Genomic DNA, 24,654 nt, shown 5'->3' on the forward strand with positions numbered 1-24,654 from the left:
CCGATTGTCTGGTGAGTTTCCGGTGCCACACTGGAGGCGTGAGCCGGACCCGAGTGGCTATCGCAGACGACGATGTGCTGCTGCGCGAGGGTCTGGCCAGTCTGCTCGAGCGCTCCGGCTTCGCCGTCCTCGGTACTGCGGGCAACGCCGAGCAGCTCCTCGACCTGGTACGACGTGAGGGCCCGGAGCTCGTCATCGTCGACATCCGGATGCCACCCGGGCTCTCGACGGAGGGGCTCGACGCGGCCGACGTCATCCGCCGGGAGCACCCGGAGACCGCCGTACTGCTGCTGTCGGCGCATGTGGAGGTCGAGCACGCGCTTCAGCTGATGGCTGCCGGGCAGGGCGTCGGCTACCTGCTCAAGAGCCGGGTGACGGACGTCGACGAGTTTCTCGAGAGTCTGCGCCGGGTCGCGCGCGGCGGCTCGGTGGTCGACCCCGCACTGGTCCGGGAGCTGGTCGACGCTCGACGCCGCCATGACCCGCTGGCCGCGCTCAGTCAACGCGAGCGGGAGGTCCTGTCGCTGGTGGCGGAGGGCCGCTCGAACGCCGGTGTCGCGCGGCGGCTGTGGGTTGCCGAGGGGACCGTCGAGAAGCACGTCCGCAGCATTCTGACCAAGCTCGACCTGCCCGAGACCGACGACGACCACCGCCGGGTCCTGGCCGTCCTGACCTACCTCGACGGCGTGCGGCGCCCAGCGACGTGATCGGCGGCGTGATCGGCGGGGTCGCCCGCCGGGTGCTGGTCGCGAGTGGGCTGTTGATGGTGCTGGTCGGCTCCGGGTTCGTGGTGCTGCTGATCTCGGTGCAGGGACTGCGTGCGTCGGAACACCAGGCCCGTCACACCGCGGCCGTCCTGACCAGTGCGCATCAGGTGGAGCGGCTGGTCAATGACCTGGCAAGCGGTCAGCGCGACTTCGTCATCACCGGTCAGGAGAAGTTCCTGCAGCCGTGGCAGGCAGCTCAGGCGCAGTTGCCGGCGCAGACCGCCGCGTTGCAGCAGTTGGTTGCCAGCAGCCCCGATGAGCTCACGCGGGCGCAACAGGTCAGCCGGAGCGTCACGTCGTACCTGCGGGACTACTCGATGCCGGAGATCGCGGCCGCGCGTCTCGACCCGGACGCTGCCCGCACCGAGGCCGCTACGGCAGAAGGCGCGCAGCGGGTCGCTCAGATCCGTTCGGTCCTCGACCAGCTGATCGGCTCCGAGCAGCAGTTGTCGGTGACCGAGCAGCGGCACTCGGACTCGGTTGCCAATCAGGCGGTCGTTGCCGCGACGATCGGCCTGGCCGGTTCCGTCGTACTCATCCTGGGCTTCACGATCTACCTGACGCGGGCGATCGTCCGGCCGGTGCGGGTCACGGCGGAGATGGCGAACCAGCTGGCCGCGGGCGATCTCGGCGTACGCGTGCCGGAGACGGGCGTCGGCGAGATCCGCACGCTGGAGCGTACGTTCAACACGATGGCGACCTCGCTCGGTGCGGCCAGTGCCGACGTCGCCGCGTCCCGGGCGCGCATCGTGCGGTCGGCCGACGAGACCCGGCGGCAGATCGAGCGCGACCTGCACGACGGGATCCAGCAACGGCTCGTCTCGCTGGCCCTCGACGTCCGGGCGATCCAGGCCGACGCCCCGATGGCCGAGCTCGACAAGGTCGCGGACGGGCTGTCGTCGACGCTGGACGAACTGCGAGAGATTGCCCGAGGCATCCATCCCGCGATCCTGTCCGAAGGCGGTATCGGCCCGGCGCTCCGGATGCTGGCCCGCCGGTCCAAGGTCCCGGCCGAAGTCACGGTCGGCTTCACCACCCGGCTCCCGGCGCCGATCGAAGCAGCCACGTACTACGTGGTGTCCGAAGCACTCACCAATGCCGCGAAGCACGCCGACGCGTCCGTCGTACTGATCGATGCCGGCCTCACGAACGACCGGCTGGAACTGACCGTCCGCGACGACGGTCGCGGTGGCGCGGACCCGGCAACCGGCTCCGGGCTGATCGGGCTCGACGACCGCGTCCAGGCTCTCGGCGGCACGTTCGTGGTCGAAAGCCCAACAGGAGCAGGGACTACGCTCTCGGTCGCGCTGCCCATCACCTTGTAGTACAGGCAGCAGGAATGCCACCGGGTTGCGTGCCTGCAATGCTTGATCCATGCGGTGCCTGATCGTCGACGACAGCCGGCACTTCCTCGAAGCGGCGCGCGGCCTGCTGCGGCGCGAAGGCGTCACAGTCGTCGGTACGGCGATGTCGGCCGCCGAGGCAGGCGCACTGGTCGAGGACCTGCATCCGGACGTCGTTCTGGTCGACATCGACCTCGGCGACGAGAGCGGCTTCGACCTGGTCATGCAACTGCGGTCCGCGGGCTCGCCGCCGCCGATGATCCTGATCTCCACGCACGCCGAGCAGGACTACGCGGACCTGATTGCCGCGAGCCCTGCGATCGGCTTCGTGCCCAAGACGAACCTGTCGGCCGCCGCGATCCAGCGGTTGCTGGACAGGGTCTAGCTGGACCGCCCGCGGCGTACGACGGCGTCGAATCCGGCAGCCAGCAAGAGGACTGCGCCCGTGACGACCCATTCGTAACCCGACGAGTTCGAGCCCTGGATCAGGTCGCTCATGCCGTTGATGATGACGGCAACGACCAGCCCGCCGAGGACGGCGTCGATCATCCGGCCGCGGCCGCCGAACAACGACGTACCGCCGATCACCGCTGCGCCAACTGCCAGCAGCAGGGTGTTTCCGGCGCCCGCGTTCGACTGCACCGACTGCAGGAGCGACGCCGCGACCACGCCGGACACGGCCGCCATGCCGGAGCAGATCACGAACACGGAGATCCGGATCCGCGAGACCACGACACCGGCGCGACGAGCAGCCTCCTCGTTACCGCCGACCGCGTACACGTGCCGGCCGTAGCGAGTACGGCTGAGGGTGAAGTGCCAGACCACGAACAGCAGAACCAGCAGTACGACGGCCCATGGCTCGCCCTGCGCCTTGTTGCTGAAGAACGCATTGGTGATGAGGTTGCGGTTGATCCCCATCTCGTAGGTGAACGCGCTGCCGAGCAACGCGACCGCAACCACCTTCGCCACGATCACGACGACCGGTGTCGCGGGCAGCCCGCTCTGCCGGCGTCCGCGCGCGTCGATCAGCTTGATCGCGGCGTACCCGAGGACGAAGATCCCCAGCAAGGTCCAGCCCAGCCAGATCGGCACGAAGCTGTTCTCCAACGAGATCAACGGTGAACCGGTCGGCAGGATCACCGAGCCCTGACCGCCGATCAGGATCAGCGTCAGCCCCTGGAAGGCCAGGAACGTCGCCAGCGTGATCACGAACGACGGAATGCCGGCCCGCGCCCGCAACCACCCCATCACGAACCCGATCACCAGCCCGACGACGAGTCCCGCGAGTACGCCGATCCACCACGGCTGTCCGTGCCGCAGCAACAGCACAGCCATGATCGCGGAGCACAGACCACCGGTCGTGCCGGCGGACAAATCGATCTCCCCGAGCAGCAGAACGAAGACCAGCCCCATCGCCATCACGATGATCGGAGCGGCCTGGATCACCAGCGCCTCGAGGTTGTACGCGCTCAGGAACCCTTGGTGCACGATGGCGAAGAACGCGGTGATCACGACCAGGCCGACGATCGCCGGAGCGGATCCGAGCTCGCCTCCACGCAGTCTCGCCAGGTAGTCGCGCAGGTAGTTCATGAGCGGCGCCTGCACGGGCTCGTGGTGCGGCTTCTGGTCGGCGACCACCTGTTCGGCGTGCACATTCACTGGGTCGCTCCCCTCGACTCGGCCGGCAGTCCGAGCTCCCCGGACCGGCCGCTGGCGATCAGCTCGACGACCTGGGTCTGACTGACGTCCTTACGCCGTACCTGGGTGGCCATCCGGCCCAGGAACAGGACAGCGATCGAGTCGGCGACCTGCATCACGTCGTTCATGTTGTGCGAGACCAGTACGACGGCGACGCCGCGATCGGCCAACCGGCGTACCAGGTCCAGCACCTGCTCGGTCTGCGCGACGCCGAGGGCCGCGGTCGGCTCGTCGAGGATGACGATCTTCGAACTCCAGAGCACGGACTTCGCGATCGCGACCGTCTGCCGCTGGCCGCCGGACAAGCTCGCGACCCGTTGGCGGACCGAGCGAACCGTCCGGACACCCAACGAGGCAAGGGTTTGCGAGGCCAGCTGCTCCATCGTGTTCTCGTCGAGCGTGTGCAGCCGGCCGACCCGTTCGCGGCCGAGGAACATGTTGCCGACGACATCGAGATTGTCGGCGAGGGCCAGATCCTGGTGGACGATCTCGATACCCAGCCGGGCCGCGTCCCGCGGTTCGTGCAGCTGCTGCGGCGTACCGTCCACGAGGATCTCGCCGGCGTCGATGCGGTGGATGCCGCCGATGCACTTGACCAGCGTCGACTTGCCCGCCCCGTTGTCCCCGACCAGGGCGGTCACGTCGCCGGCCTCGGCGCTGAAGTCGACTCCCGACAGCGCCACGACCGGACCGAACGACTTGCCGACGCCTCGCAGTTCGAGTGTCTTCACGGGGTGTGGATACCGTTCTCGCCGCAGAGCTTCACCAGGGCCGGAGTCGGGCACACCGACACGGCGGTCTCGTAGCCGTCCGTCACCGGCACCGCCACGTTCTTCTTGGTGATGACCGTCGGATCGGCCAGGTACGACGGGACCTCGCGACCGGTGGTCGGGTCCTTGATCGTTGCCGGGGCGGTCGGCTTCTGGCCGGACAGGATCTGGCCTGCCAGCTTGATCGCGACATCGGCCTCACCGGCGACCGGCTTGTAGATCGTGAAGCACTGGGTGCCGGCCATCACGTTGTCCAGACCGCCCGCGGTGGCGTCCTGTCCGGACACCGCGACCTTGCCGGCCAGACCCTGCGACTTCAGCACGTTGATCACCGATTGCGCCATGGTGTCGTTGGCAACCATCACCGCGTTGAGGTTCGGGTGCCGGCCGAGCATCGTGGTGAACACGGTCTGCGCGGTGGCCGGATCCCAGTTGCCGGTCTGCTCGCCGAGCTTCGTCCAGCCGGTCTGCTTCGCCAGCACCGAGTTGTAGCCCTGGGCAAACAACGTCGCGTTGTTGTCGGTCGGTGCGCCGTCGATGTCGACGTACCCGACGGCGCTCTTGCCGGCGACCTGCGGGCAGGCGGCCAGCGCCGTACCCTGGTCCTCGCCGACCTTCACGTTGTCGTAGGACACGTAGTACTCCGCCGTACCGCCCGTGGTCAGGCGGTCGTAGTCGATCGTCACCACGTTGTGCTGCTTGGCCAGCGACTCGATCGCCTTGCCGGACCCCGAGTCGAGGTTCGTCACCAGCAGGACGCCGACGCCCTGGTTGATCAGCGCCTGGGCCTGGGATTCCATCGTCGTCGCGCTGTTGTTCGCGTTGTCGATGTAGCAGGTGAGCTTGTTGGCCGTGCATTGCTTACGCAGCTCGTTCGGGTCGGCCGAGACCCAGCGCGGCGAGGACGCGGTGTCGGGAAGCAGGACGCCGACCTTCGTGTTCGGCGGCGGCGTTGTGCTGCTCCCGGATGAGTTGTTGTTGTTATTGCCGCAGGCAACCAGACCCGCCATCAGTGTTAGCGTGAGTCCGGCCAGTGCGACAGCTCTCGGTGGTGTTCGCATCTTGCGTCCTTCGTGATCGCCGCAGGGTTCTCTCCTGCCCAGCATGCGATCGGCGCCGCGTCCCGTCGTCGCAGCAGGCACCCAACCCCGTTGCCCGCCAGCGGGTACGGCCGATACCGGCTGGCAGGGTGCGGGGACGGCGGACAGCCTCACTGCACCGGCCGACCTGACCGGGCCATGGTTGCGGGTATGGCCACATCTGCAGCAATACCTTCCGCTCGGCAGAGCCGGCCGGGCCTGAAGCGTGACATCGGCTTCGTCGGTCTGATCTGGGCATCCGAGGGATCGATCATCGGCTCCGGCTGGTTGTTCGGCGCACAAGGCGCCCTGTCCACCGCCGGCCCCGCGGCGATCATCTCCTGGGTCATCGGCGGTACGGCGATCCTGATCCTGGCGCTCGTCCACGCGGAGCTCGGCGGCATGTACCCGGTCTCCGGCGGTACGGCGCGCTTCCCGCACTACGCCTTCGGCGGCGCGGCCGGTGCGTCGTTCGGCTGGTTCTCCTGGTTGCAGGCGGCCACCGTGGCGCCGATCGAGGTGCTGGCGATGATCACCTACGGCCAGCACTACTCGTTCGCGAGCGGCTGGCTGAAGACTGTCAATGGTCAGCACATCCTGACCGGGTCCGGGATCGTCGTCGCGGTGCTGCTGATGGCCGCGGTCACCGCGATCAACTTCCTCAGCATCCGGCTGCTCGCGCGGACCAACAGCGCAGCGACCTGGTGGAAGGTCGGCATCCCGCTGCTGACGATCTTCGCGCTCGCCGTGGTCCAGTTCCACGGCAGCAACTTCACCGCCGCCGACGGCTTCAACCCGCACGGCGCCAAGGGCATCCTGTCCGCGGTGTCGACCAGCGGCATCATCTTCGCGCTGCTCGGCTTCGAGCAGGCCGACCAGCTGGCCGGCGAGAGCAGCAACCCGCGGCGCGACATCCCGCGTGCGGTGATCGGGTCGATCGTGATCGGCGCGGTCATCTACATCCTGCTGCAGATCGTGTTCATCGCGGCCCTGCCCAAGGACCAGATCCAGGGCACGTGGGCGCATGCGGCGTACACGACGATGACGGGACCGTTCGCCCAGGTCGCGACGTTGCTGAGTATGGGGTGGCTGGCAACGATCCTGTACATCGACGCGGTGGTTTCGCCTGGTGGTACAGGGCTGATCTACATCACCGGGAGCTCGCGAGTGTCCTATGGGCTGAGCCGGAACGGGTACGTGCCGTCGGTGTTCGAGCGGACCAACAAGCGCGGCGTACCGTGGGTCGGGCTGATCACGGCGTTCATCATCGGCTGCATCTGCTTCCTGCCGTTCCCGAGCTGGCGTTCGCTGGTCGGGTTGATCACGAGCGCGAGTGTGCTGATGTACGCCGGTGCGCCGTTGTCGCTCGGCGTGTTCCGTCGGCGGCTGCCTGGGGCGCATCGCCCGTACCGGCTGCCGGGCGCGAACTGGCTGTCGCCGCTGGCGTTCGCGGTCGCGAACCTGCTGATCCTGTGGTCCGGGTGGATGACGGACTGGAAGCTCGGCGTGGCGATCCTGCTCGGGTACGTGATCCTGATCGGCAACCGGGTGTTCAAGCTGAACCCGATCATGCCGCAGCTCGATCTGCGCGCGGCGCAGTGGCTGCCGGTGTATCTGGTCGGGATGGGACTGATCGTCTACCTGAGCGACTTCGGGCCGCTGAAGCACCCGTGGTTCCCGCTGTGGTGGGACATGCTCGTGACCGCAGTCTTCAGCCTGGTCATCTACTTCTGGGCCCTCGCCGTCGCACTGCCTGCCGAACAGATCCAGGCGATGGTCGACCAGGTCGTCGTACCCGAAGAAGCCAACCTGGGCTGAAGGTTTGCGTACCTAAGGACAGGTAGTAGTGCCCATCTGCGTCTCCGGGCAGGCCGCCCTGAGCGTGGCTTCACTCGGCCGACTGGACTACTACCTGTCGTTAGGTACGCATCACAGGTCGACGAGGTCGAGAAGCTGGCCTAGTTCCTTCTGGTTGAGGTCTCGGAGTTCGCCGGTGTGGAGGTTGCCGCGGCGGACCGGGCCGATGGCGGTGCGGGTGAGGCGCTTGACCGGGTGGCCGACCGCGTCGAACATGCGGCGGACGATGCGGTTGCGGCCCTCGTGCAGGCTCATCTCGACGAGAGTGCGGCCGGGGACGGTGGAGACGATCTTCACCGTGTCCGCGCGGGCCGGGCCGTCGTCGAGCTCGACGCCGTCGAGGAGGGTCCGCAGTACTCCGGGCTTGACGTTCCCGTCGACCTCGGCGACGTACGTCTTGGAGACCTCGTACGACGGGTGCGCGAGGCGGTGCGCGAACTCACCGTGGTTGGTGAGCAGCAGGAGTCCCTCGGTGTCGGTGTCCAGGCGGCCGATGTGGAAGAGGCGCTCCGGGCGATCCTGCACGTAGTCGGTGATGCACGGGCGCCCTTGCGGGTCGGACATCGTGCTGACGACACCGCGCGGCTTGTTGAGGACGAGGTAGACGTTCGCACTTACCGGCGGAATCCGCTCGCCGTCCACCCGGATGACCGCAGACTCCGGATCCACCCGAACCCCGAACTCCGTCACCACCCGCCCGTCAACCTCAACCCGCCCCTCCTCGATCAGCAGCTCCGCATTCCGCCGAGAAGCAACCCCCGCCCGAGCCAAAACCTTCTGCAACCGAACCCCACCGTCATCCGCCATCCCGACCGCCCTCCCCCAAAACCCCAACCACCCGAAACCCCTCGGCAGCTTCCACAACCTCGGCTTCTACATCGTCGTCGGCTGCGTCTACGTCCTCGCCGTCTCCGGTGTCCTCCGCGCCCTCGCGGTCGTCCACGTCCTCGCGGTCGTCCGCGGCCGCCTCGCCGTCTCCAGCATCCCCGGCGGCCTCCGAGTCCTCCACGAACACAGCGGTTTCGGCCTCTTCGGCGTCCGTCGACTCATCAGCATCCGCGTCCTCGTACGACGCCACCTCCGCCGCAGGCGACGCGTCCTCGTACTCACTGTCCACGCCGCCGACCTGCTCGACGGAAGCGCCGTATTCCACGCCCGCCTCCCCGGCGTACTCCGCGTCCTGCGCGAGCTCGCCGTACTCCGCGCCCCGCACGGGCTCGGCGGACTCCGCGCCCGCCTCCTCGGCGTACTCCGCGTCCTGTGCCGGCTCGGCGTACTCCGCGTCTGCGTCCTCCGCGTCCTGTGCCGGCTCGGCGTGCTCCGCCTCGTCGGACTCGGTGGATGGTGCGGACTGGGCGTCCTGCGCCGTCCCGGCGGACTCCGCGTCGTCCGTGGACGTGGTGTCGTCGGAGGACGGTGAGGGTGGGAGGGTTTGGGCGGCCAACTCCTCCTCTATGTCGTCCATGTCGGGGAGGTATGGAGCGAGCTCCGGGAGGTCGTCCAGGGACTGCATGCCCATGCGTTCCAGGAAGTATGTCGTGGTGCGGTAGAGGGTGGCTTGGGATTCTGTGTCGGAGCCGGCTTCCTCGACCAGACCGCGGGCTACCAGCGTGCGCATGACGCCGTCCACGTTCACCCCGCGGATGGCCGAGACGCGCGCCCGGCTGACCGGCTGCTTGTACGCGACCACCGACAGCGTCTCCAGCGCGGCCTGCGTCAGCCGCGCCTGTTGGCCGTCCAATACGAAGCGTTCGACGTACGGCGCCGCCTCGGCGCGGGTGTAGTACCGCCAGCCCCCGCCCACCTCACGCAGGTCGAACCCACGCCCCTGCTCGGTGTACTCCTCCGCCAGCGCCGCCAGCGCGTCCGCCACATCCCCCGTCGGCCGCCCGACCGCACGCGCCAACGTGAGCACCGGCAACGGCTCATCCGTCACCATCAGGATCGCCTCAATAGCCCGCCGCATGGTGTCGTCATCAACAACAACCTCATCCCCCACCGGCACCTCAGTCTGCCCCGGCGGCAGGTGCTCCTCATCCCCCAGTACGCCGTCGGCGCCAACCTGCTCCTGCGCGGCACGCTCGGCCCCAGCCGGCTCGTCCGAGGAGCCCTCCGTGCTCGCCTGTTCGTCCACCGCAGTGTCCGCGCCGACCTGCTCCTGCTCGGAGCCGTCCGCAGCAGCCAACTCACCCGCGGAAGCGTCCGCAGCAGCCAGCTCGTCGGCGTCAGCCGCCGAGGCACCCTGCTCTCCCGCAGCACCATCGGCGCCGGCGAACTCTTCGGCGTCGGCTCCCGCTACAACCTGCTCGTCCGAGGCAACCTGCTCCTGCGCGGCACCCTCGGCCCCAGCCACCTCGTCCGAGGCCGCCTCCGTGCCCGCCTGCTCGTCCACCGCGGTGTCCGCGCCGACCTGCTCCTGCTCGGAGCCGTCCGCAGCAGCCACCTCACCCGCGGAAGCGTCCGCAGCAGCCAGCTCGCCGGCGTCAGCCGCCGAGGCAGCCTGCTCGTCCGAGGCAACCTGCTCCTGCGCGGCACCCTCGGCAGCAGCCAGCTCGTCCGAGGCCGCCTCTGTGCCCGCCTGCTCCTCCACCCAACCGTCCGCAGCAACCTGCTCGTCCCCCGCAGCTTGCTCCTGCTCGGAGTCCTCCGCAGCAACCTGCTCCTCCGCGGCGCCATCGGCGGCGTCGTCTACTACCGACGGCTGCTCCAGCGCGGTTTCTTCCTGCGCGTCAGGCGCGTGCACCGCGTCCTGCTCGGCGCCGGTGGGGGTGTTGGTTTGGTCGGTCACTGGTTTGCCGTCTCGTTGGGTTCTGGGGCGATGTCGGATTCGTCGGTGGCGCTTGTGCCTGGCTCGAGGAAGTCATTGTCCTCGGCAACTACCGGCGCTTCACCTTCCTCGTCGGACGGTTGTTGTTCCTCGTCGAACTCGTCGCTGACGTCGATCTCGCCCTCGTCCGTACCCGTCCACCGGATCGTGAGCTCACCCAACGGCGTCACCTGATCAAAAGTCACCGCTGCCTCACGGAACAACTCCAGCAACGCCAAGAACCGGCACACCGTCGTCACCGTGTCCGGCGAGTCCGACACCAGCGCGCGGAACGTCGTACTGCGCTGCCGTCGCAACCGATCCACGATCACCAGAGCCTGCTCGCGTACCGTGACGGCCGGCGCGTGCAGGTGGGCGAGCGAAACCCCTTCAGGTACGTCGTTCTTGGGCGCCATCGCGCGCGCCGCGAGCGCAGCCAACCCGGCCGGATCAAGCCCGAGCAACACCTCAGGCAGCAACTCCGCGAACCGCGGCTCGACACCCACCGCACGCGGGAACCGCCGCGACTCGATCGCCATCCGCTCCTGCACCAGCGCCGCGATCTGCTTGAACGCCCGGTACTGCAACAGCCGCGCGAACAACAGATCCCGCGCCTCGAGCAGCGCGAGATCCTCGTCGTCCTCGACCTCGCCCTTCGGCAGCAACCGCGCCGCCTTCAGGTCGAGCAGCGTCGCCGCGATCAGCAGGAACTCCGACGTCTGATCGAGGTCCCACTCCGACCCCAGCGCCTTGATATGCGCGATGAAGTCGTCCGTGATCACCGAGAGCGCGATCTCGGTGATGTCCAGCTTGTGCTTCGAGATCAGCTGCAGCAGCAGGTCGAACGGGCCCTCGAAGTTCACCAGGTGAACACTGAACCCCTTGCCCTCCGCAACAGCCGGCTCGCCGCCCGAGCCGCCCGAGCCGCCCGAGCCGCCCGAGCCGCCCGAGCCGCCCGAGGGGTCCAGCGGTAACGAGTCCGAGGACACGGTCACTCCGTGCCCTTGAGCTCCGCGGCCCGGTCCTCGGACGCGCGCAGCCGCCGTACCAGCACCGAGTCCGGCCCGTGGTCGACGAAGTCGGCCAGCAGGACGTCGATCGCCTCGCGGACGATCCGGCCCCGGTCGGCCGTCAGGCCGTGCTCCGCGCGCAGCGCAAGTCTGGTCTGTTCCAATCCGAGCAGCTCATCCTCCGTCACGTACACGGTGATCTTCGTGTCGTGACGGATCCGACCACTCGACTTCCGGTCGTCGACGACCGTCGTACGGGACCGTACAGACGACGACGGTCCGTCAGTGGTGGTGCGCTTCTCGGGTCTGGTCTGCTTCGGTGCCGCACCCCCGAAGAGTTCACTGGCACCTGGCAGGCTCACCCGGCGGGACAACGCGCCAGCACCTCCTTGGCAAGGTCGCGGTACTGCGTAGCCGCTTGGGACGAGGGGGCGTACGTCGTGATCGGTTCGCCGACGACCGTGGTCTCGGGGAACTTGACGGTACGCCGGATGACGGTGTGGAAGACGCGTTCGTCGAAGGCCTGGACCACCCGGTCGAGGACCTCCCGGGCGTGCGTCGTACGCCCGTCGAACATGGTGCCGAGGATCCCGACGATCTCGAGCTTCGGGTTCAGCCGGTCCTGCACCTTGGCGATGGTGTCGGTCAGCATGGCCAGGCCGCGGAGCGCGAAGAACTCACACTCCAGCGGTACGACGATGCCGTTCGACGCGGTCAGCGCGTTCACCGTGAGCAGACCGAGCGACGGGGCGCAGTCGATCAGGATCACGTCGTAGTTCGGGATGATCGGGTCCAGCACCCGCTGCAGTGTGTACTCGCGGGCGACCTCCTGGACCAGCTGCACCTCGGCCGCGGACAGGTCGATGTTGGCCGGCAGCAGGTCGAGGTTCTCCACCCGGGTCGGCTGGATCACCTCGTCGGGCGTGATGTCGCGCTGCATCAGCAGGTTGTAGACCGACAGCTCGAGGTCGTGCGGCTGGACGCCGAGGCCGATCGAGGCGGACCCCTGCGGGTCGAAGTCGATCAGCAGCACCTTGCGGCCGGTCTCGGCGATCGCCGCGCCGAGGTTGATCGTGGTCGTCGTCTTACCGACGCCGCCCTTCTGGTTGCACATCGCGATCACCTGCGCCGGGCCGGTCTTGGCGGGTGGCTGCGGCACCGGCAGGTCCGGCAGCGGCCGGCCGGTCGGCCCGATCTTGTGACGCGGGCCGTTCGGGTCGTTCACGGGTGCAAGGTCCTCCGCGGTGAGCTTGGCCGTCGGCTTCGGCATCTCCGCATAGTTGTCGGGCAGGGCCCGGGGCGTCGTCACCGGGCGGGGTGGCGTGCTGAACGGCTGGACCGGCTCCGGGCTCGGCTGATGGTGCCCCGGGATGCGGCCCGAAAGGTGGTCGGTCACGTGCTCGGTGCCCGGGAATGTCGACTCGTTCATGACTCGTCAAACCTTTCAACCGATACGGGCGATCCCAGCGACTGTAAGCGTGCATTCAAGCACTCTCAACCAGCCACTCCGCACCGGGGTGGGGCTGTTTGTCGACAAAGCTCCGAACCTGGCCGATCACCCACTCCGAGTTACCGGCCGTGAGCAGATGATCGCACACCGTCCCGAATGTCCAAGCACCGGGGTCTAACCTTAAGAGGAGAGTGCGCGGGGGTGTGAGGTTGCGTAGACCTCGCGGAGCTTGTCGACCGTCACCAGGGTGTAGACCTGGGTCGTCGTGACGGATGCGTGTCCGAGGAGCTCCTGGACGACGCGTACGTCGGCCCCGCCGTCCAGCAGGTGCGTTGCGTACGAGTGACGCAGCGTATGCGGGGAGATCTCCTTCGAGATGCCAGCCCGCTGCGCAGCCCGACGCAGTACCGTCCAGGCGCTCTGGCGGGACAGGCGGCCGCCGCGGGCGTTCAGGAACAGCGCATGGTTCCCACGTCCGCGCGACACCAGCTCAGGGCGACCACGGACCTGGTACGCCGACAGTGCGTCGCGAGCGAACGACCCGACCGGTACCACCCGCTCCTTGCTGCCCTTACCTCGCAGAAGCACCGCACCGGCCTCCAGGTCGATGTCGTCGACGTCCAGGCCGACTGCCTCGGAGATGCGGGCTCCGGTGCCGTACAGGAACTCCAGAAGTGCAGCGTCCCGAGTGGCCAGCACGGCGGGCTCAGCCTCGGCGCCAGCGGCCGCTGTGAGGATCCGGGTGACCTCGTCGACAGACAGTGCCTTCGGCAGCCGCTGCGGCGGTGCAGGCGGCTTCACGGCCGCCGCAGGGTCCACAGCGGTCAGCCCCTCGCGTACGCAGAACTTGTGGAACCCGCGGACCGCCACAACCGTCCGCCCGGCGCTGGAGGCCGTCAGCGGCGGATGGTCCGCATCGCCTTCGCGCAGCCGCATCAGGAAGTCGCCGATCACGGCCTCCGTGATCCGGCCGAGGTCGTCGATCCCGACCGAGGCGAGGTAACCGCCGTACCGGCGCAGGTCACGCCGGTACGACGCCAGGGTGTTGGCGGCCAGGCCGCGCTCCACCGTGAGGTGGTCCAGGTAGGTGCCAACTGCCCGGGTGATGCTCAGACCAGCACCTCGTCGAGCTTCAGCTGGGACAGGTCGTGCGCCTCCGCAACCGGTCCGTACGTGACGTGACCGTCGAAGGTGTTCAGGCCGAGAGCCAGGCTGTGGTCGGACTTCAGCGCCTCCCGCCAGCCCAGGTTCGCCAGCTCGATCGCGTACGGCAGCGTCACGTTGGTGAGCGCGTACGTCGACGTGTTCGGCACCGCACCGGGCATGTTGGCGACGCAGTAGAACAGAGAGTTGTGGACCCGGTACACCGGGTCGGCGTGCGTGGTCGGACGCGAGTCCTCGAAGCAGCCGCCCTGGTCGATCGCGATGTCGACGAGCACGCTGCCCGGCTTCATCCGGCTGACCATGTCGTTGGTGACCAGCTTCGGCGCCTTCGCACCGACGACCAGCACCGCGCCGATGACCAGGTCGGCCTCGAGCACGGCGCGCTCGATCTCGTACGCGTTCGAGGCGATCGTCAGCAGGTGGCCCTGGTAGATCTGGTCGGCCTGACGCAGCCGGGCGATGTTGCGGTCGAACAGCTGGACCTGCGCCTGCATACCGAGCGCGATCGCAGCCGCGTTCATCCCCGAGACACCCGCACCGAGGACGACCACGCGGGCCGGGTGCACGCCGGACACGCCGCCGAGCAGCACGCCGCGGCCGCCGCCCTGCGCCATCAGGTGGTACGCACCGGACTGTGGCGCGAGCCGGCCGGCTACCTCGCTCATCGGCGCCAGCAGCGGCAGAGTGCCGTCCGGAAGCTGCACGGTCTCGTAGGCGATGCTGGTGATGCCGGACTCGAGCAGCGCGTCGGTCGTCTCCTGGCTGGCAGCAAGGTGCAGGTACGTGAACAGCACCTGGTCCTTGCGCATCCGGTGGTACTCCTCCTCCACCGGCTCCTTCACCTTGAGCACCAGCTCCGCGTCCGCCCAGACCTCGTCCGCCGTCGGCACGATCCGCGCCCCGGCCGCGACGAACTCCTCGTCCGGGATCAGCGAACCGTTGCCCGCCCCCTGCTCGATCAGCACCTCGTGCCCGCTGCGCACGAACTCGTGCACACCGGACGGGGTGATCGCCACCCGGTACTCGTGGTTCTTGAGTTCCTTCGGTACTCCGACCTTCACAACTTGCCCTTCTTTCACGTTCCAGGTGTGCGGCTCACGTCGTTGTGTCCGCGGGCCCGGCGGTTGAGGGGTGTGCTGCCAGGTCGTTGCCGAGTGTAAGCCTCTGCGGTTCATACCACCCGACCGGATGGTCTGATCTTGACACGACCTTTCACAGAAGATGACGCCACGGAGAACGAAGTGATACCTGGCTACGGTCGGTGAGCTTTCCCACACGCAGCGATCGCCGGCCACCGCTGGGTCCCGACTGACACGGCAACGATCATTGACGGCCATTCGTCGGCGTCAGAGATGCTTGGAACGGAGCCCGTCCGCCCCGGGTTGCACGCTGAGGTTGATCTACGAGAGGAGTACGGCGTGGCAGTCGAACTGGGACGGTACGGGGTCTGGCACGGACCTCAGCATTTCGGCCCGGAACTGGCGGCGGGTCTGGAGCAGGCGGGGTACGGCACGCTGTGGCTGGGCAGCTCGCCGGAGGCCGGTCTGCGCGACGCCGAGGTGTTGCTGGCCGCAACGGCTTCGGTTGCCGTCGGCACCAGCATCGTGAACATGTGGAAGTCGCCGGCGGCCGACGTCGCGGCGTCGTACCACCGGCTGGAGGACGAGCACCCGGGACGGTTCCTGCTCGGCGTGGGGATCGGTCACCGGGAGGCGACCGGAGAGTACAAGTCGCCGTACCAGACGATCGTCGGCTACCTGGACGAGCTCGACGACGCGAAGGTGCCGGCCGACCGGCGGGCGCTGGCCGCGCTCGGGCCGAAGGTGCTGCAACTCGCGGGCGCACGGACCGCCGGCGCGCTGCCGTACCTGACGACCCCGGAGCACACGAAGGAAGCGCGCCGGATCCTCGGCGGCGGGGTGTTGCTCGCGCCGGAGCAGATGATCGTGCTGGAGACCGATCCGGAGGTCGCCCGGGCAACGGCGCGCGACCGGCTGGCGTCGTACCTGCAGCTGTCGAACTACACCTCGAGCTTCAAGCGGCTCGGTTTCACCGACGACGACATCGCCGACGGAGGCAGCGACCGGCTCGTCGACGCGATGGTCCTGCACGGGTCGGCAGTCGAGGTCGCCGAGGGCCTGAAGGCACATCTGGACGCAGGCGCGGACCACGTCGCAATCCAGCAGCTGGGCCGCGAAGGCATCGATCTACTGCCCGGATACGAGGCGCTGGCAACTGTGCTCGCGTAGAGCTTGATTCCGCCCGGGATCGAGGGAACATCAGCAGTAGGTGCACCACATGGCGCGGTGCACGTTGGAGGTGTTTCCCCGTGACTGAGCGACACGAGTTGCGATGGGGCGGCTTCGCCGGACTGGCCTTTGTCGTCCTGGCAATGCTGGGCAGATTCCTGTCCGGTAATCCTCCGACGGTCGGTGATTCTGACAGCACGGTTTCGAGCTGGCTCACCGACCACCGGACCACGATCCTGTTCAGCTCGCTGATGTGGGCCGCCGCGGCCGGACTGGTCATCTGGTTCGCGGCCGCCTTCGCCGAGGCGATCCGCGAGCGGGCCGAGCGCAGCGACGTACACCTTGCGTTGCTGGCCGGATCGGTGCTCGTCGGCGGCGCGATCTTCGTGAATGCCGGCCTCACGGCCTCGACCGCGTTCGGGATCGCCGGGCGGGACGCGGCGATCACGATGATGCTGTACAACCTGAGCGCGGTGATGACGACGATGATCGGCTTCGCCGCCGCGCTGCCGTTGGCCGCGGCCGGGATCGGCGTGATGCGCACCCACCTGATGCCGAACTGGCTCGGGTACCTCGCGCTGCTTGCTGCTGTGGTCTCGTTCGCGGGCGCGTTCGGTGTGTTCGCGACCAGCGGCAGGTGGGTTGCGGGCGGGTTCCTGATGACCACGGTCCCGTTGCTGCTGACCGCGATCTGGATCGTCTGCGCGAGCGGGTTCATGGTCCGCGAGCACCTGCCCGAGTTGAGCACCGGGGAGGCCGCCGTACCGCAGATGTAGACCTGATTGGTGCCCCTGGCAACAGTTGCCGGGGGCGCCGGCCTACCGCATCGTGAAGTCGGCGAAGTCGAAGCCCGGCGAGACGATGCAGGACACGAGCACGGCCTCGTCGCCCGCGGGCCGCGCGGCCTGCCATGCGCCTGGCGGGATCACCACCTGCGGTTGTTGCCCGGCCCGTACGTCGGGTCCGAGTACGACGGACTCGTCGTCGTACTCCAGCGTCAACGGTCCACCCGAGTGCCACAGCCAGATCTCCGCTGATCGCACCCGATGCAACCGCGACTCCTCCCCCGGCGCCAACAGGAAGTAGATCGCGGTGGCGCTGGCCCGCACGCCGCCGTACCCCTCCGGCTCGAACTCGACCCCGGACCGCCAGGTCTCCCGGTACCACCCGCCCTCCGGATGCCGCTCCATCCCCAGCAACCCCGCCAACTCCGGCTTCTCCATGAACCGATTCTCCGGCAGAGTGCGGTGCATGCTGCCTTCCGAATACCACCGCAGGCTTCCGTACGGCGAACGCATGTCATCCGAGCCGTTGGTCGGGCAACCGTTCTTTCCGTTCGAGGGTGAGGTGCAGGTGGTGGAACTGGCCGAGCCTGTGCTGCCTGAACCGCCACGGGGTGGTGAGGACGGTGGGAAGCCGTGTGCGAAGTGTGCGGATCCGGGTGGGTTCGTGGTCTGGCGGGACGAGCAGTGGGCGTTGAAGTCGTTCGGGCCCACGGGGCTGCCGTTCGTGGCGTTGCTCGAGCCGCATGAGCACTACCGGCTCGACAACCTGCCGGCGGAGTTGACCGTGACGCTCGGGCCGATGATCCAGCGGGTGGCCAAGGCGATCCAAGGGATCGACAGCGTCGCGCGGACGCACTTCAACCGGTGGGGTGACGGCAGCGAGCACTTTCATCTGTGGTTCATGGCGCGGCCGCTCGGGATGATGCAGCTCCGCGGCGCGATGATCGCTGCCTGGGACGACATGCTGCCGAAGATTCCCGAGGACGAGTTCGCGGCCAACGCCCGGCAGGTCGCCGCCGCCCTCGCGGAGGACGGCGGCGAAGCTGTCAGTCGCTGACTACCAGGCGCCCAGCGAGCGGGCCACGAGGATGTCGGTCTTCCGGGCCGGCGCTCCGTCAACCCCGGTCGGGTCGTCGGGCGTCGGCGTGATCCCGCCTGCGGCCACGCGGTCGAGGGTGGCCAGGCCCAGACGTTCCACCGAGCCGAAGATCGTGTAGTCCGGGCGCAGCCGCGAGTCCCCGAAGACGAGGAAGAACTGCGAGCCGTTGGTGTTGGGTCCGGCGTTCGCCATCGCGACCGTGCCCCGCGCGTACACCTTGCTGACACCTGTCGGATCGGTCGGCCAGTTCGGCAGGCCGGTCGGCAGTTCGTCCTTGTACAAGTAGCCCGGCCCGCCTTCGCCCGTACCGCTCGGGTCGCCGCACTGCAGCACCTTCAGCGTCGGGTAGAGCGTGAGCCGGTGACACGTGGTGAAGTCGTAGAACCGGCTCTTCGCCAGGTGCAGGAAGCTCTGCACCGTGCACGGCGCCTTCGCCCGGTCGAGCGAGAGCAGCATCGGCCCCTGGTTGGTCGCGACGAGGACCTTGACGATCCCCTTGTCCGGCGTGTGCTGCGGATCCGGCGGCAACGACACCGGACGCGCGGGCGGATCGTCCGGAGTCGCCATGTAGCCGCATGGGCCGTTGGTGGTCCCCGGCGTACCGGCTGCCTCGGCCGGTGCGGTCGCGACCAGCAAGCTGGCCACCGCCAGCACCGCGCACGCGATCACGCTTGTCTTCCTCATGAACAGTCCCTCCCTAGCCTGCTGCCACGGTGAAGAGCCGCAAGTCACGGTCCTCCGGCAGAGTGATGCTCACGGGCGTCTGGGTCAAGGTCACAGGCGCCGTGGCGAAGATGTGCGTGGTGACGTTGTCCTTCCCACCTCCGGATTCGTTGCGGTACGGCGTGGTCGCGACGATGACGTTGCCGTAGTGCAGGGTGTCGCCGCCACCGCCCAGGGTCCAGTCGCTGAAGGACAGGTCGATCGGCGACGTACTGCCGTCGGCGTAGTTCAGCGTCGCGGTCGTCTGCTGGTTTCCGTTCACAGCGCTACCGATGAACGACAGCTTCGTCGTACCGGCCGGCAGGTTCAGATTGAGCAGCTGACCGTCAGCAGGCACGTTGTCGGGGTCACCGGCCGGTACGTCGGGCCATGTGAACGTCAGGCCTTGCACAGTTCCAGTACCACCTGGTGTGAGACCGGCGGCCGCTAGCGCCTGGCGGGAGTAGCTGACGCCACCGCCGTCGTAGTCCGCCTCGGTGTGGTCGCCGTTGTCGTCGGAGATGCCCGCACCTTCCCGCAGTACGAAGAACGAGTTCGGCAGACCGACGACCACAGTAAAACCGACCTGTGGCAACGCAGTACCGTCAGCGGCCTTCATCGACACCGTGACCGGGTAGCGGCCGTCCGGCGTACTAGCTGCTGCAGTGATCGTCACCGACGCACTGCCGACCTTGTCCACGTGGAACGTGCCAGTAGCAGGTGTCGCTGTGAGACCAGCAGGTGCGTTGATCGTGTAGGTGACGTCCTGCGCGGTCCCACTCAGTCGGTGAGCTTGCACAGCGATCGGCGCGCTGCTGGTGCCTGGTGCAACGACGACCCGGCTCGTGTCAGTGGACGTCTGGAACGGGATCTCTCCGGTCCGCCACGACGGCGGTGCGTCCTTGGCTGCGGAGCCCCATGAGGTGTTGGCCGTAGTACCCAGCTTGAAGTCCAGCGTCCCGCCATGCTGCACGAACGACTCCGGCAGCCATGGCTTGGTCGACGACTTCCCATTGACCTTCAACGACTGCACGTACTGCGCATCTGCGCCCGGAGCGTTGATGCGGATTGTCCGGCTGCCCCGGTGGATCACTGCCCTCGAGAACAGCGGTGCGGCGACCTGCAGCTCCGCACGGCTCGGCACGTCCGGGTACAAACCCAGCGCGGTCCATACGAACCAGGACGACATCGCACCGAGGTCGTCGTTGCCCGGGATCCCGCCGGTGCCGGTGTTCCATAGCTGGTTCATTGCCTGCCGCAACGTCTCCTGCGTCTGGTACGGCCGGCCGGTGTAGTTGTAGATCCACGGCGTGTTGATCGACGGCTCGTTGTCCATCTCGGCGTGCAGCTCGCCCGCACCGGTCAGCGCCCACGTCCCGTCCGGGTTCTTGAAGAACGCGTCCAGCCGCTGGTTCGTCGCATCCACACCACCGATCGCGTCGACCAGTCCGGCCCGGTTGTGCGGGATCATCCACGTGTACTGCGCACTGCTGCCCTCGGCGAACCCGTCGTACGTCGAGGGCGTGAACGCCGGCCAGGCGCCGTTGTCGTCGCGGTTCTGCACGTAGCCGCCGTTGTCCGGGTTGAACACGTTCTGCCAGTACTGCGACCGCGTCAGGAACTGCTTGTACGTCGGCTTGTCGCCGGTGCGCTGTGCCAGCTGGGCCAACGCGAAGTCGTCCGTCACATCCTCGAGCGTCTCGACCGCACCGCCCCACGCGTTGGACTTGGTCGGGACGTAGTGCAGTGCGAGGTACTTGTCGAGCGACGGCCGCTGTCCGATCGTCATGACCGGCTTCCCGGCGGAGCTGAGGTCCTTCGCGGTCGGTACGGTCGCCGCCTTCACCAGCGAGCGCAGTGCGCCGCGAGCGTCGAAGTTCGTACCACCGAACGCGTAGATGCCGGCCACAGCAGGCGCGGACGGGTCGCCGGTCATCACCGACGTACTGCCGGACGCATGTGTCCAGCGGTCCCAGATGCCGTCGTTCTGCGTGGCCTGGTTGAGCAGCGATTGTGCGATGTCCCCTGCCCGCTCCGGATCGAGCAATGTAACTAGTTGCAGCTGCGACCTGTAGACATCCCACCCAGAGAACGTCGCGTACTGCGCCACCTGTCCGCGCGACACGCGATGTGGCTTCTGGTCGAAACCCCAGTACTGCTGGTTGACGTCGCTGAACACGTTCGGGTGCAGCGACGCGTGGTACAGCGCGCTGTAGAAGGTCGTGCGCTGGTCCGTCGTACCGCCGGTGATCTCGATCCGGTCGAGCTGCTTCCGCCAGGCCTGCTTGGCTTTCGCGGCGGTCATCGCGACCGACGTACCGCGCGGGTTCTCGGCCCGCAGGTTCGCCAGGGCGTTTGCGGTGCTCACGTAGGAGATGCCGATCCGCATCGTCACGTTGTCGTTGTCGAATCCGACGTACCCGCCGGACCCTTTGTTCGGCGGCATCCAGCCATCCGTGCCGTACGTCGTACCGCCGCTCGCCTGAGTGCTCCCCGGCGTGACCGTGGTGTCGGTCCAGGTGCCCTGGTTCTTGAAGGGCTGGTCGAACTCGGCGACGAAGTGCAGCGTGTAGTAGCTGCGCTGCCCGACGCTGGCCAGATAGCCGCAGAAGTTGCCGCTCGTCACCGATCCGCTGACCGTACGGTGCGCCGGGTCGATGCTGATCTGTGCGTCGCTCGATCCGACCTCGGAGTTCGACGTACGGAACATCAGCGTCTTGGCCTTGTCGGCCGGGAACGTGAACGCCGCCGACCCGGTCCGCGTCGTCGCGGCCAACTCAGCCGTCACACCGGAGTCGAGGCCAACCTTGTAGTACCCGGGCTTGGCGACCTCGTTTGCGTGGCTGAACGTCGACGCGTAGGTCTCGTCCTTCGCATCACTCTGCGGCGAGCTCGTCACCTCACCCGCCAACGGGAAGATCGGGATGTCCCCCGAACCACCCGCACATCCGGTCCCGCTCATATGCGTGAGACTGAACCCGCGGATCTTGGTCGCGTCGTACAGATACCCACCGGGCGCGGCCGTCCGATAAGCATTCCCCCGACTCGTCTCCGGACTGAACGAAAACATCCCGAACGGCAGCACGGCGCCCGGAAACACGTTCCCGGCATTCGTGGACCCGATCAACGGGTCCACGTGCTCGGTGGGATCCAGGGAGCTGGTGGTGATCCGGCTGCTCCCGACGGCGTCGGCCCGGAACCCACTGACGGCGGGATCAGGCGGTGTCGCGGTCGTCGGATGGGCGCCGGAGCCGGCCGGTGATGGAGTCGGCACGGCGTGGGCCGTGGGAGCGAGAGCTGCGATCAGGACGCCGGCAAGCAGCAAGCTCGCACGACGGGACCGCAAAGCGGGACGGGACAGCAGGGCGCGACTGGACAGCACAGGACGACGCATGGGCGGGACCAACCTTGGGCGGAGTGAGGTGGCGTGACATCGTTGTCAGCAACAGATACCCTCACCCACCGCAGCGGGTCAAGACCTCCGCGTAGTTCCGGTACTTCAGCGGTCCTTCGCCGGCCACGGGGAGTCGGCGGGGCGGAGGGTGTCGAAGCCGGGGCCGTTGAGGGCGGTCCAGGTGGCTAGCGAGCCCATGACGAGGATCGGGTTCTGGAGTTGGCCGGCCAGGACGGCGCCGACCACGTCGATGAGCGGCGCCCAGACGGTCTCCATGTCAGCCTCCTCGTGGAGGCGTTCGAAGGACTCGTTGGCGGGCGACAGGTCGCGGGCCAGGAAGATCCGGACCGCCTCGTTGGTGAGGCCGGGCGAGGTGAACGCGTCGACCAGGATCCGCCAGTCGGCGGCCTTGGTCGCGGTCTCCTCCCACAGCTCGCGCTCGGCGCCCAGGCGGTACTGCTCCCCCTGGACGTCCAGCAGCCCGGCCGGCGGCTCGAGCAGCTTGTAGCCGACCGGATGCCGGTACTGGCGCACCAGCAGCATCCGGTTCGCCGAGTCCAGCGCCACCACCCCGACCGCACCGGGATGTACGACGACGTCCCGGACGAACGGCTCGGCACCAGCCGGGGCGACAGTGTCCCGGCGTACCGAGATCACCCGGCCGGTCTCGTGCACAACCTCGGACGAGGAGACCGGCCAGTGCTCCGGCTGATCGGCGAGCCCCGCGCCGAACCGCAGCTCGGGATGGTCCGTCATCGGGTCTTGACCGGCGTCTTCTTGGCAGCAGCCGCCTTCGGCTCCTCGACCGGGAGCCGGGACTCGCGCTGCCGGTCCAGAGCCGCCGCGACCAGGCCGGAGAACAGCGGGTGCGGCTTGGTCGGCCGCGACCGCAGCTCCGGGTGCGCCTGCGTGGCCACGAAGTACGGGTGAACGGACCGGTCCAGCTCGATGAACTCGACCAGCTCGTGGTCCGGCGACAGACCGCTGAACACCAGGCCGGCGGTCTCCAGCTTGTCCCGGTACGCGTTGTTCACCTCGTAGCGGTGCCGGTGCCGCTCCTGGATCGACGGTGCGCCGTACAGGCCGCGGACGATCGAGCCGTCGGCCAGATTCGCCGGGTAGAGCCCGAGGCGCATCGTGCCGCCCATGTCGCCGGTGCCGGAGACGATGTGCTTCTGCTCCTCCATCGTCGCGATCACCGGCTGCTCGGCGTCCGGGTCGAACTCGCTGGAGTTCGCGTCCACCAGGCCGGCCAGGTCGCGGGCCACCTCGATCACCATGCACTGCAGGCCCAGGCACAGCCCGAGGATCGGGATGCCCTGCTCGCGGGCGAACCGGATCGCGCCGATCTTGCCCTCGATACCGCGCACCCCGAAGCCGCCGGGGATGCAGATCGCGTCGACGTCACCGAGCAGCCGGGCCGCGACCTCGGGCGTGGCGCACTCGTCGGAGGCGATCCAGCGCAGGTTCACCCGGGCGTCGTTGTCGAACCCGCCCGCGCGCAGCGCCTCGGCGACCGACAGGTACGCGTCCGGCAGGTCGATGTACTTGCCGACCAGCGCGACGGTGACCTCGTCCTTCGGGTGGTGCACGACCCGCAGCAGCTCGTCCCAGCGGGTCCAGTCGACGTCCCGGAACGGCAGGTTCAGCCGGCGTACGACGTACGCGTCGAGGCCCTCGGCGTGCAGCACCTTGGGGATGTCGTAGATCGACGGCGCGTCCGGGGCGGCCACCACGGCCTCCTGGTCGACGTCGCACATCAGCGAGATCTTCCGCTTGACGCTGTCCGGGATCGGCCGGTCCGCCCGGCAGACGACCGCGTCCGGCGCGATACCGATCGACCGCAGCGCGGCGACCGAGTGCTGGGTCGGCTTGGTCTTCAGCTCACCGCTCGGCGCCATGTACGGGACCAACGAGATGTGCAGGAAGAACACGTTGTCGCGGCCGACGTCGTGCCGGACCTGCCGCGCGGCCTCGAGGAACGGCAGTGACTCGATGTCACCGACCGTGCCGCCGATCTCGTGCAGTACGACGTCGACGTCGGCGCTCGCCATCGCGAGCATCCGTTCCTTGATCTCGTTGGTGATGTGCGGGATAACCTGCACGGTGTCGCCGAGATACTCGCCGCGACGCTCCTTGGCGATGACGCTGGAGTAGATCTGTCCGGTGGTGACGTTGGCGACCTGGGAGAGGTCGCGGTCGAGGAAACGCTCGTAGTGCCCGATATCCAGGTCGGTCTCGGCGCCGTCGTTGGTGACGAACACCTCGCCGTGCTGGAACGGGTTCATCGTGCCGGGATCCACGTTCAGATACGGATCCAGCTTCTGCATCGTGACGCGGATGCCCCGAGCCGTCAGCAGACTGCCGAGGCTGGACGCTGTCAGTCCCTTTCCGAGACTGGATGCCACGCCACCGGTGACGAATACGTGCTTGGTCTGCTGGGAAGTCGAAGCCCTGTCCACGGGTCTCCAGCCTACCTCT

Annotated in this window: 22 protein-coding genes; 7 read left to right on the plus strand and 15 right to left on the minus strand. The window is 68.0% G+C overall.

Features of this window, described 5'->3' with window-relative positions:
• Positions 1 to 38 precede the first annotated feature (38 nt).
• The 3 genes from ACQPYH_RS32875 to ACQPYH_RS32885 are packed head-to-tail and all read left to right on the plus strand — an operon-like array spanning position 39 to position 2,495.
• On the plus strand, positions 39 to 707 hold the full coding sequence (locus ACQPYH_RS32875; protein ID WP_432879368.1) for a response regulator transcription factor: 669 nt from the start codon (positions 39 to 41) through the stop codon (positions 705 to 707).
• A complete protein-coding gene (locus tag ACQPYH_RS32880; RefSeq protein WP_432879370.1) occupies positions 704 to 2,092 on the plus strand; it encodes a CHASE3 domain-containing protein in 1,389 nt (462 codons plus the stop codon). The genes ACQPYH_RS32875 and ACQPYH_RS32880 overlap by 4 nt, the downstream gene beginning before the upstream one ends.
• Before the next feature lie 49 nt (positions 2,093 to 2,141).
• Positions 2,142 to 2,495, plus strand: coding sequence for a response regulator (locus ACQPYH_RS32885; protein ID WP_432879372.1), 354 nt, complete (start codon positions 2,142 to 2,144; stop codon positions 2,493 to 2,495).
• Here the strand turns inward: ACQPYH_RS32885 and ACQPYH_RS32890 are convergent.
• The 3 genes from ACQPYH_RS32890 to ACQPYH_RS32900 are packed head-to-tail and all read right to left on the minus strand — an operon-like array spanning position 2,492 to position 5,588.
• Entirely contained in the window at positions 2,492 to 3,769 is a 1,278-nt protein-coding gene (locus tag ACQPYH_RS32890; protein WP_432879375.1) for a sugar ABC transporter permease, read from the minus strand. The genes ACQPYH_RS32885 and ACQPYH_RS32890 overlap by 4 nt on opposite strands.
• Positions 3,766 to 4,539, minus strand: a complete 774-nt coding sequence (locus tag ACQPYH_RS32895; RefSeq protein WP_432879378.1) for an ATP-binding cassette domain-containing protein — start codon at positions 4,537 to 4,539, stop codon at positions 3,766 to 3,768. The genes ACQPYH_RS32890 and ACQPYH_RS32895 overlap by 4 nt, the downstream gene beginning before the upstream one ends.
• The gene (locus ACQPYH_RS32900; protein ID WP_432879380.1) at positions 4,536 to 5,588 is read right to left on the minus strand and encodes a sugar ABC transporter substrate-binding protein; all 1,053 of its coding nucleotides are present in this window, start codon (positions 5,586 to 5,588) and stop codon (positions 4,536 to 4,538) included. The genes ACQPYH_RS32895 and ACQPYH_RS32900 overlap by 4 nt, the downstream gene beginning before the upstream one ends.
• Before the next feature lie 240 nt (positions 5,589 to 5,828).
• On the opposite strand from ACQPYH_RS32900, the gene ACQPYH_RS32905 reads away from it, so the two are divergent.
• A complete protein-coding gene (locus tag ACQPYH_RS32905) occupies positions 5,829 to 7,475 on the plus strand; it encodes an APC family permease (RefSeq protein WP_432879382.1) in 1,647 nt (548 codons plus the stop codon).
• A gap of 111 nt (positions 7,476 to 7,586) precedes the next feature.
• Here ACQPYH_RS32905 and ACQPYH_RS32910 read toward each other — a convergent pair whose 3' ends face one another.
• The 7 genes from ACQPYH_RS32910 to ald all read right to left on the minus strand — a co-directional run bounded on the left by ACQPYH_RS32910 (position 7,587) and on the right by ald (position 15,005).
• Positions 7,587 to 8,321: a pseudouridine synthase gene (locus ACQPYH_RS32910; protein WP_130439250.1), complete on the minus strand. Its 735-nt coding sequence runs from the start codon at positions 8,319 to 8,321 to the stop codon at positions 7,587 to 7,589.
• Positions 8,311 to 10,302, minus strand: a complete 1,992-nt coding sequence (gene scpB, locus ACQPYH_RS32915) for an SMC-Scp complex subunit ScpB (RefSeq protein ID WP_432879384.1) — start codon at positions 10,300 to 10,302, stop codon at positions 8,311 to 8,313. The genes ACQPYH_RS32910 and scpB overlap by 11 nt, the downstream gene beginning before the upstream one ends.
• Positions 10,299 to 11,309: a segregation and condensation protein A gene (locus tag ACQPYH_RS32920; RefSeq protein ID WP_432879386.1), complete on the minus strand. Its 1,011-nt coding sequence runs from the start codon at positions 11,307 to 11,309 to the stop codon at positions 10,299 to 10,301. The genes scpB and ACQPYH_RS32920 overlap by 4 nt, the downstream gene beginning before the upstream one ends.
• A gap of 2 nt (positions 11,310 to 11,311) precedes the next feature.
• On the minus strand, positions 11,312 to 11,704 hold the full coding sequence (locus tag ACQPYH_RS32925) for a hypothetical protein (protein ID WP_432879389.1): 393 nt from the start codon (positions 11,702 to 11,704) through the stop codon (positions 11,312 to 11,314).
• On the minus strand, positions 11,689 to 12,759 hold the full coding sequence (locus ACQPYH_RS32930; RefSeq protein ID WP_432879391.1) for a ParA family protein: 1,071 nt from the start codon (positions 12,757 to 12,759) through the stop codon (positions 11,689 to 11,691). Before ACQPYH_RS32930 ends, ACQPYH_RS32925 begins: the two co-directional genes overlap by 16 nt.
• Before the next feature lie 201 nt (positions 12,760 to 12,960).
• Entirely contained in the window at positions 12,961 to 13,848 is an 888-nt protein-coding gene (locus tag ACQPYH_RS32935; protein ID WP_432879393.1) for a site-specific tyrosine recombinase XerD, read from the minus strand.
• Positions 13,849 to 13,889: 41 nt separating this feature from the next.
• Positions 13,890 to 15,005, minus strand: a complete 1,116-nt coding sequence (gene ald, locus ACQPYH_RS32940) for an alanine dehydrogenase (RefSeq protein WP_432879396.1) — start codon at positions 15,003 to 15,005, stop codon at positions 13,890 to 13,892.
• 357 nt (positions 15,006 to 15,362) lie between these two features.
• Here ald and ACQPYH_RS32945 point away from each other — a divergent pair, with 357 nt between their 5' ends.
• Entirely contained in the window at positions 15,363 to 16,193 is an 831-nt protein-coding gene (locus ACQPYH_RS32945) for an LLM class F420-dependent oxidoreductase (protein WP_432879399.1), read from the plus strand.
• A gap of 80 nt (positions 16,194 to 16,273) precedes the next feature.
• A complete protein-coding gene (locus tag ACQPYH_RS32950) occupies positions 16,274 to 16,969 on the plus strand; it encodes a DUF4386 family protein (RefSeq protein ID WP_432879401.1) in 696 nt (231 codons plus the stop codon).
• Between the two features lie 42 nt (positions 16,970 to 17,011).
• Here the strand turns inward: ACQPYH_RS32950 and ACQPYH_RS32955 are convergent, their stop codons facing one another.
• Positions 17,012 to 17,446, minus strand: coding sequence for a cupin domain-containing protein (locus ACQPYH_RS32955; protein ID WP_432879402.1), 435 nt, complete (start codon positions 17,444 to 17,446; stop codon positions 17,012 to 17,014).
• Between ACQPYH_RS32955 and ACQPYH_RS32960 the strand changes: the two genes are divergently transcribed.
• Entirely contained in the window at positions 17,445 to 18,035 is a 591-nt protein-coding gene (locus ACQPYH_RS32960) for a hypothetical protein (RefSeq protein WP_432879404.1), read from the plus strand. The two genes, ACQPYH_RS32955 and ACQPYH_RS32960, sit on opposite strands and share 2 nt — an antisense overlap.
• On the opposite strand, the gene ACQPYH_RS32965 is transcribed toward ACQPYH_RS32960, so the two are convergent.
• The 4 genes from ACQPYH_RS32965 to ACQPYH_RS32980 all read right to left on the minus strand — a co-directional run bounded on the left by ACQPYH_RS32965 (position 18,036) and on the right by ACQPYH_RS32980 (position 24,635).
• Positions 18,036 to 18,761 (minus strand): peptidylprolyl isomerase, encoded by a 726-nt coding sequence (locus tag ACQPYH_RS32965; protein ID WP_432879407.1) that lies wholly within the window; start codon positions 18,759 to 18,761, stop codon positions 18,036 to 18,038.
• A 13-nt stretch (positions 18,762 to 18,774) separates the two neighbouring features.
• On the minus strand, positions 18,775 to 22,173 hold the full coding sequence (locus ACQPYH_RS32970; RefSeq protein WP_432879409.1) for a GH92 family glycosyl hydrolase: 3,399 nt from the start codon (positions 22,171 to 22,173) through the stop codon (positions 18,775 to 18,777).
• 105 nt (positions 22,174 to 22,278) lie between these two features.
• On the minus strand, positions 22,279 to 22,929 hold the full coding sequence (locus tag ACQPYH_RS32975; protein ID WP_432879411.1) for an NUDIX domain-containing protein: 651 nt from the start codon (positions 22,927 to 22,929) through the stop codon (positions 22,279 to 22,281).
• On the minus strand, positions 22,926 to 24,635 hold the full coding sequence (locus ACQPYH_RS32980; RefSeq protein WP_432879414.1) for a CTP synthase: 1,710 nt from the start codon (positions 24,633 to 24,635) through the stop codon (positions 22,926 to 22,928). The genes ACQPYH_RS32975 and ACQPYH_RS32980 overlap by 4 nt, the downstream gene beginning before the upstream one ends.
• Positions 24,636 to 24,654 lie beyond the last annotated feature (19 nt).

The organism is Kribbella sp. CA-245084 (assembly GCF_050942355.1).
Classification (GTDB): Bacteria; Actinomycetota; Actinomycetes; order Propionibacteriales; family Kribbellaceae; genus Kribbella.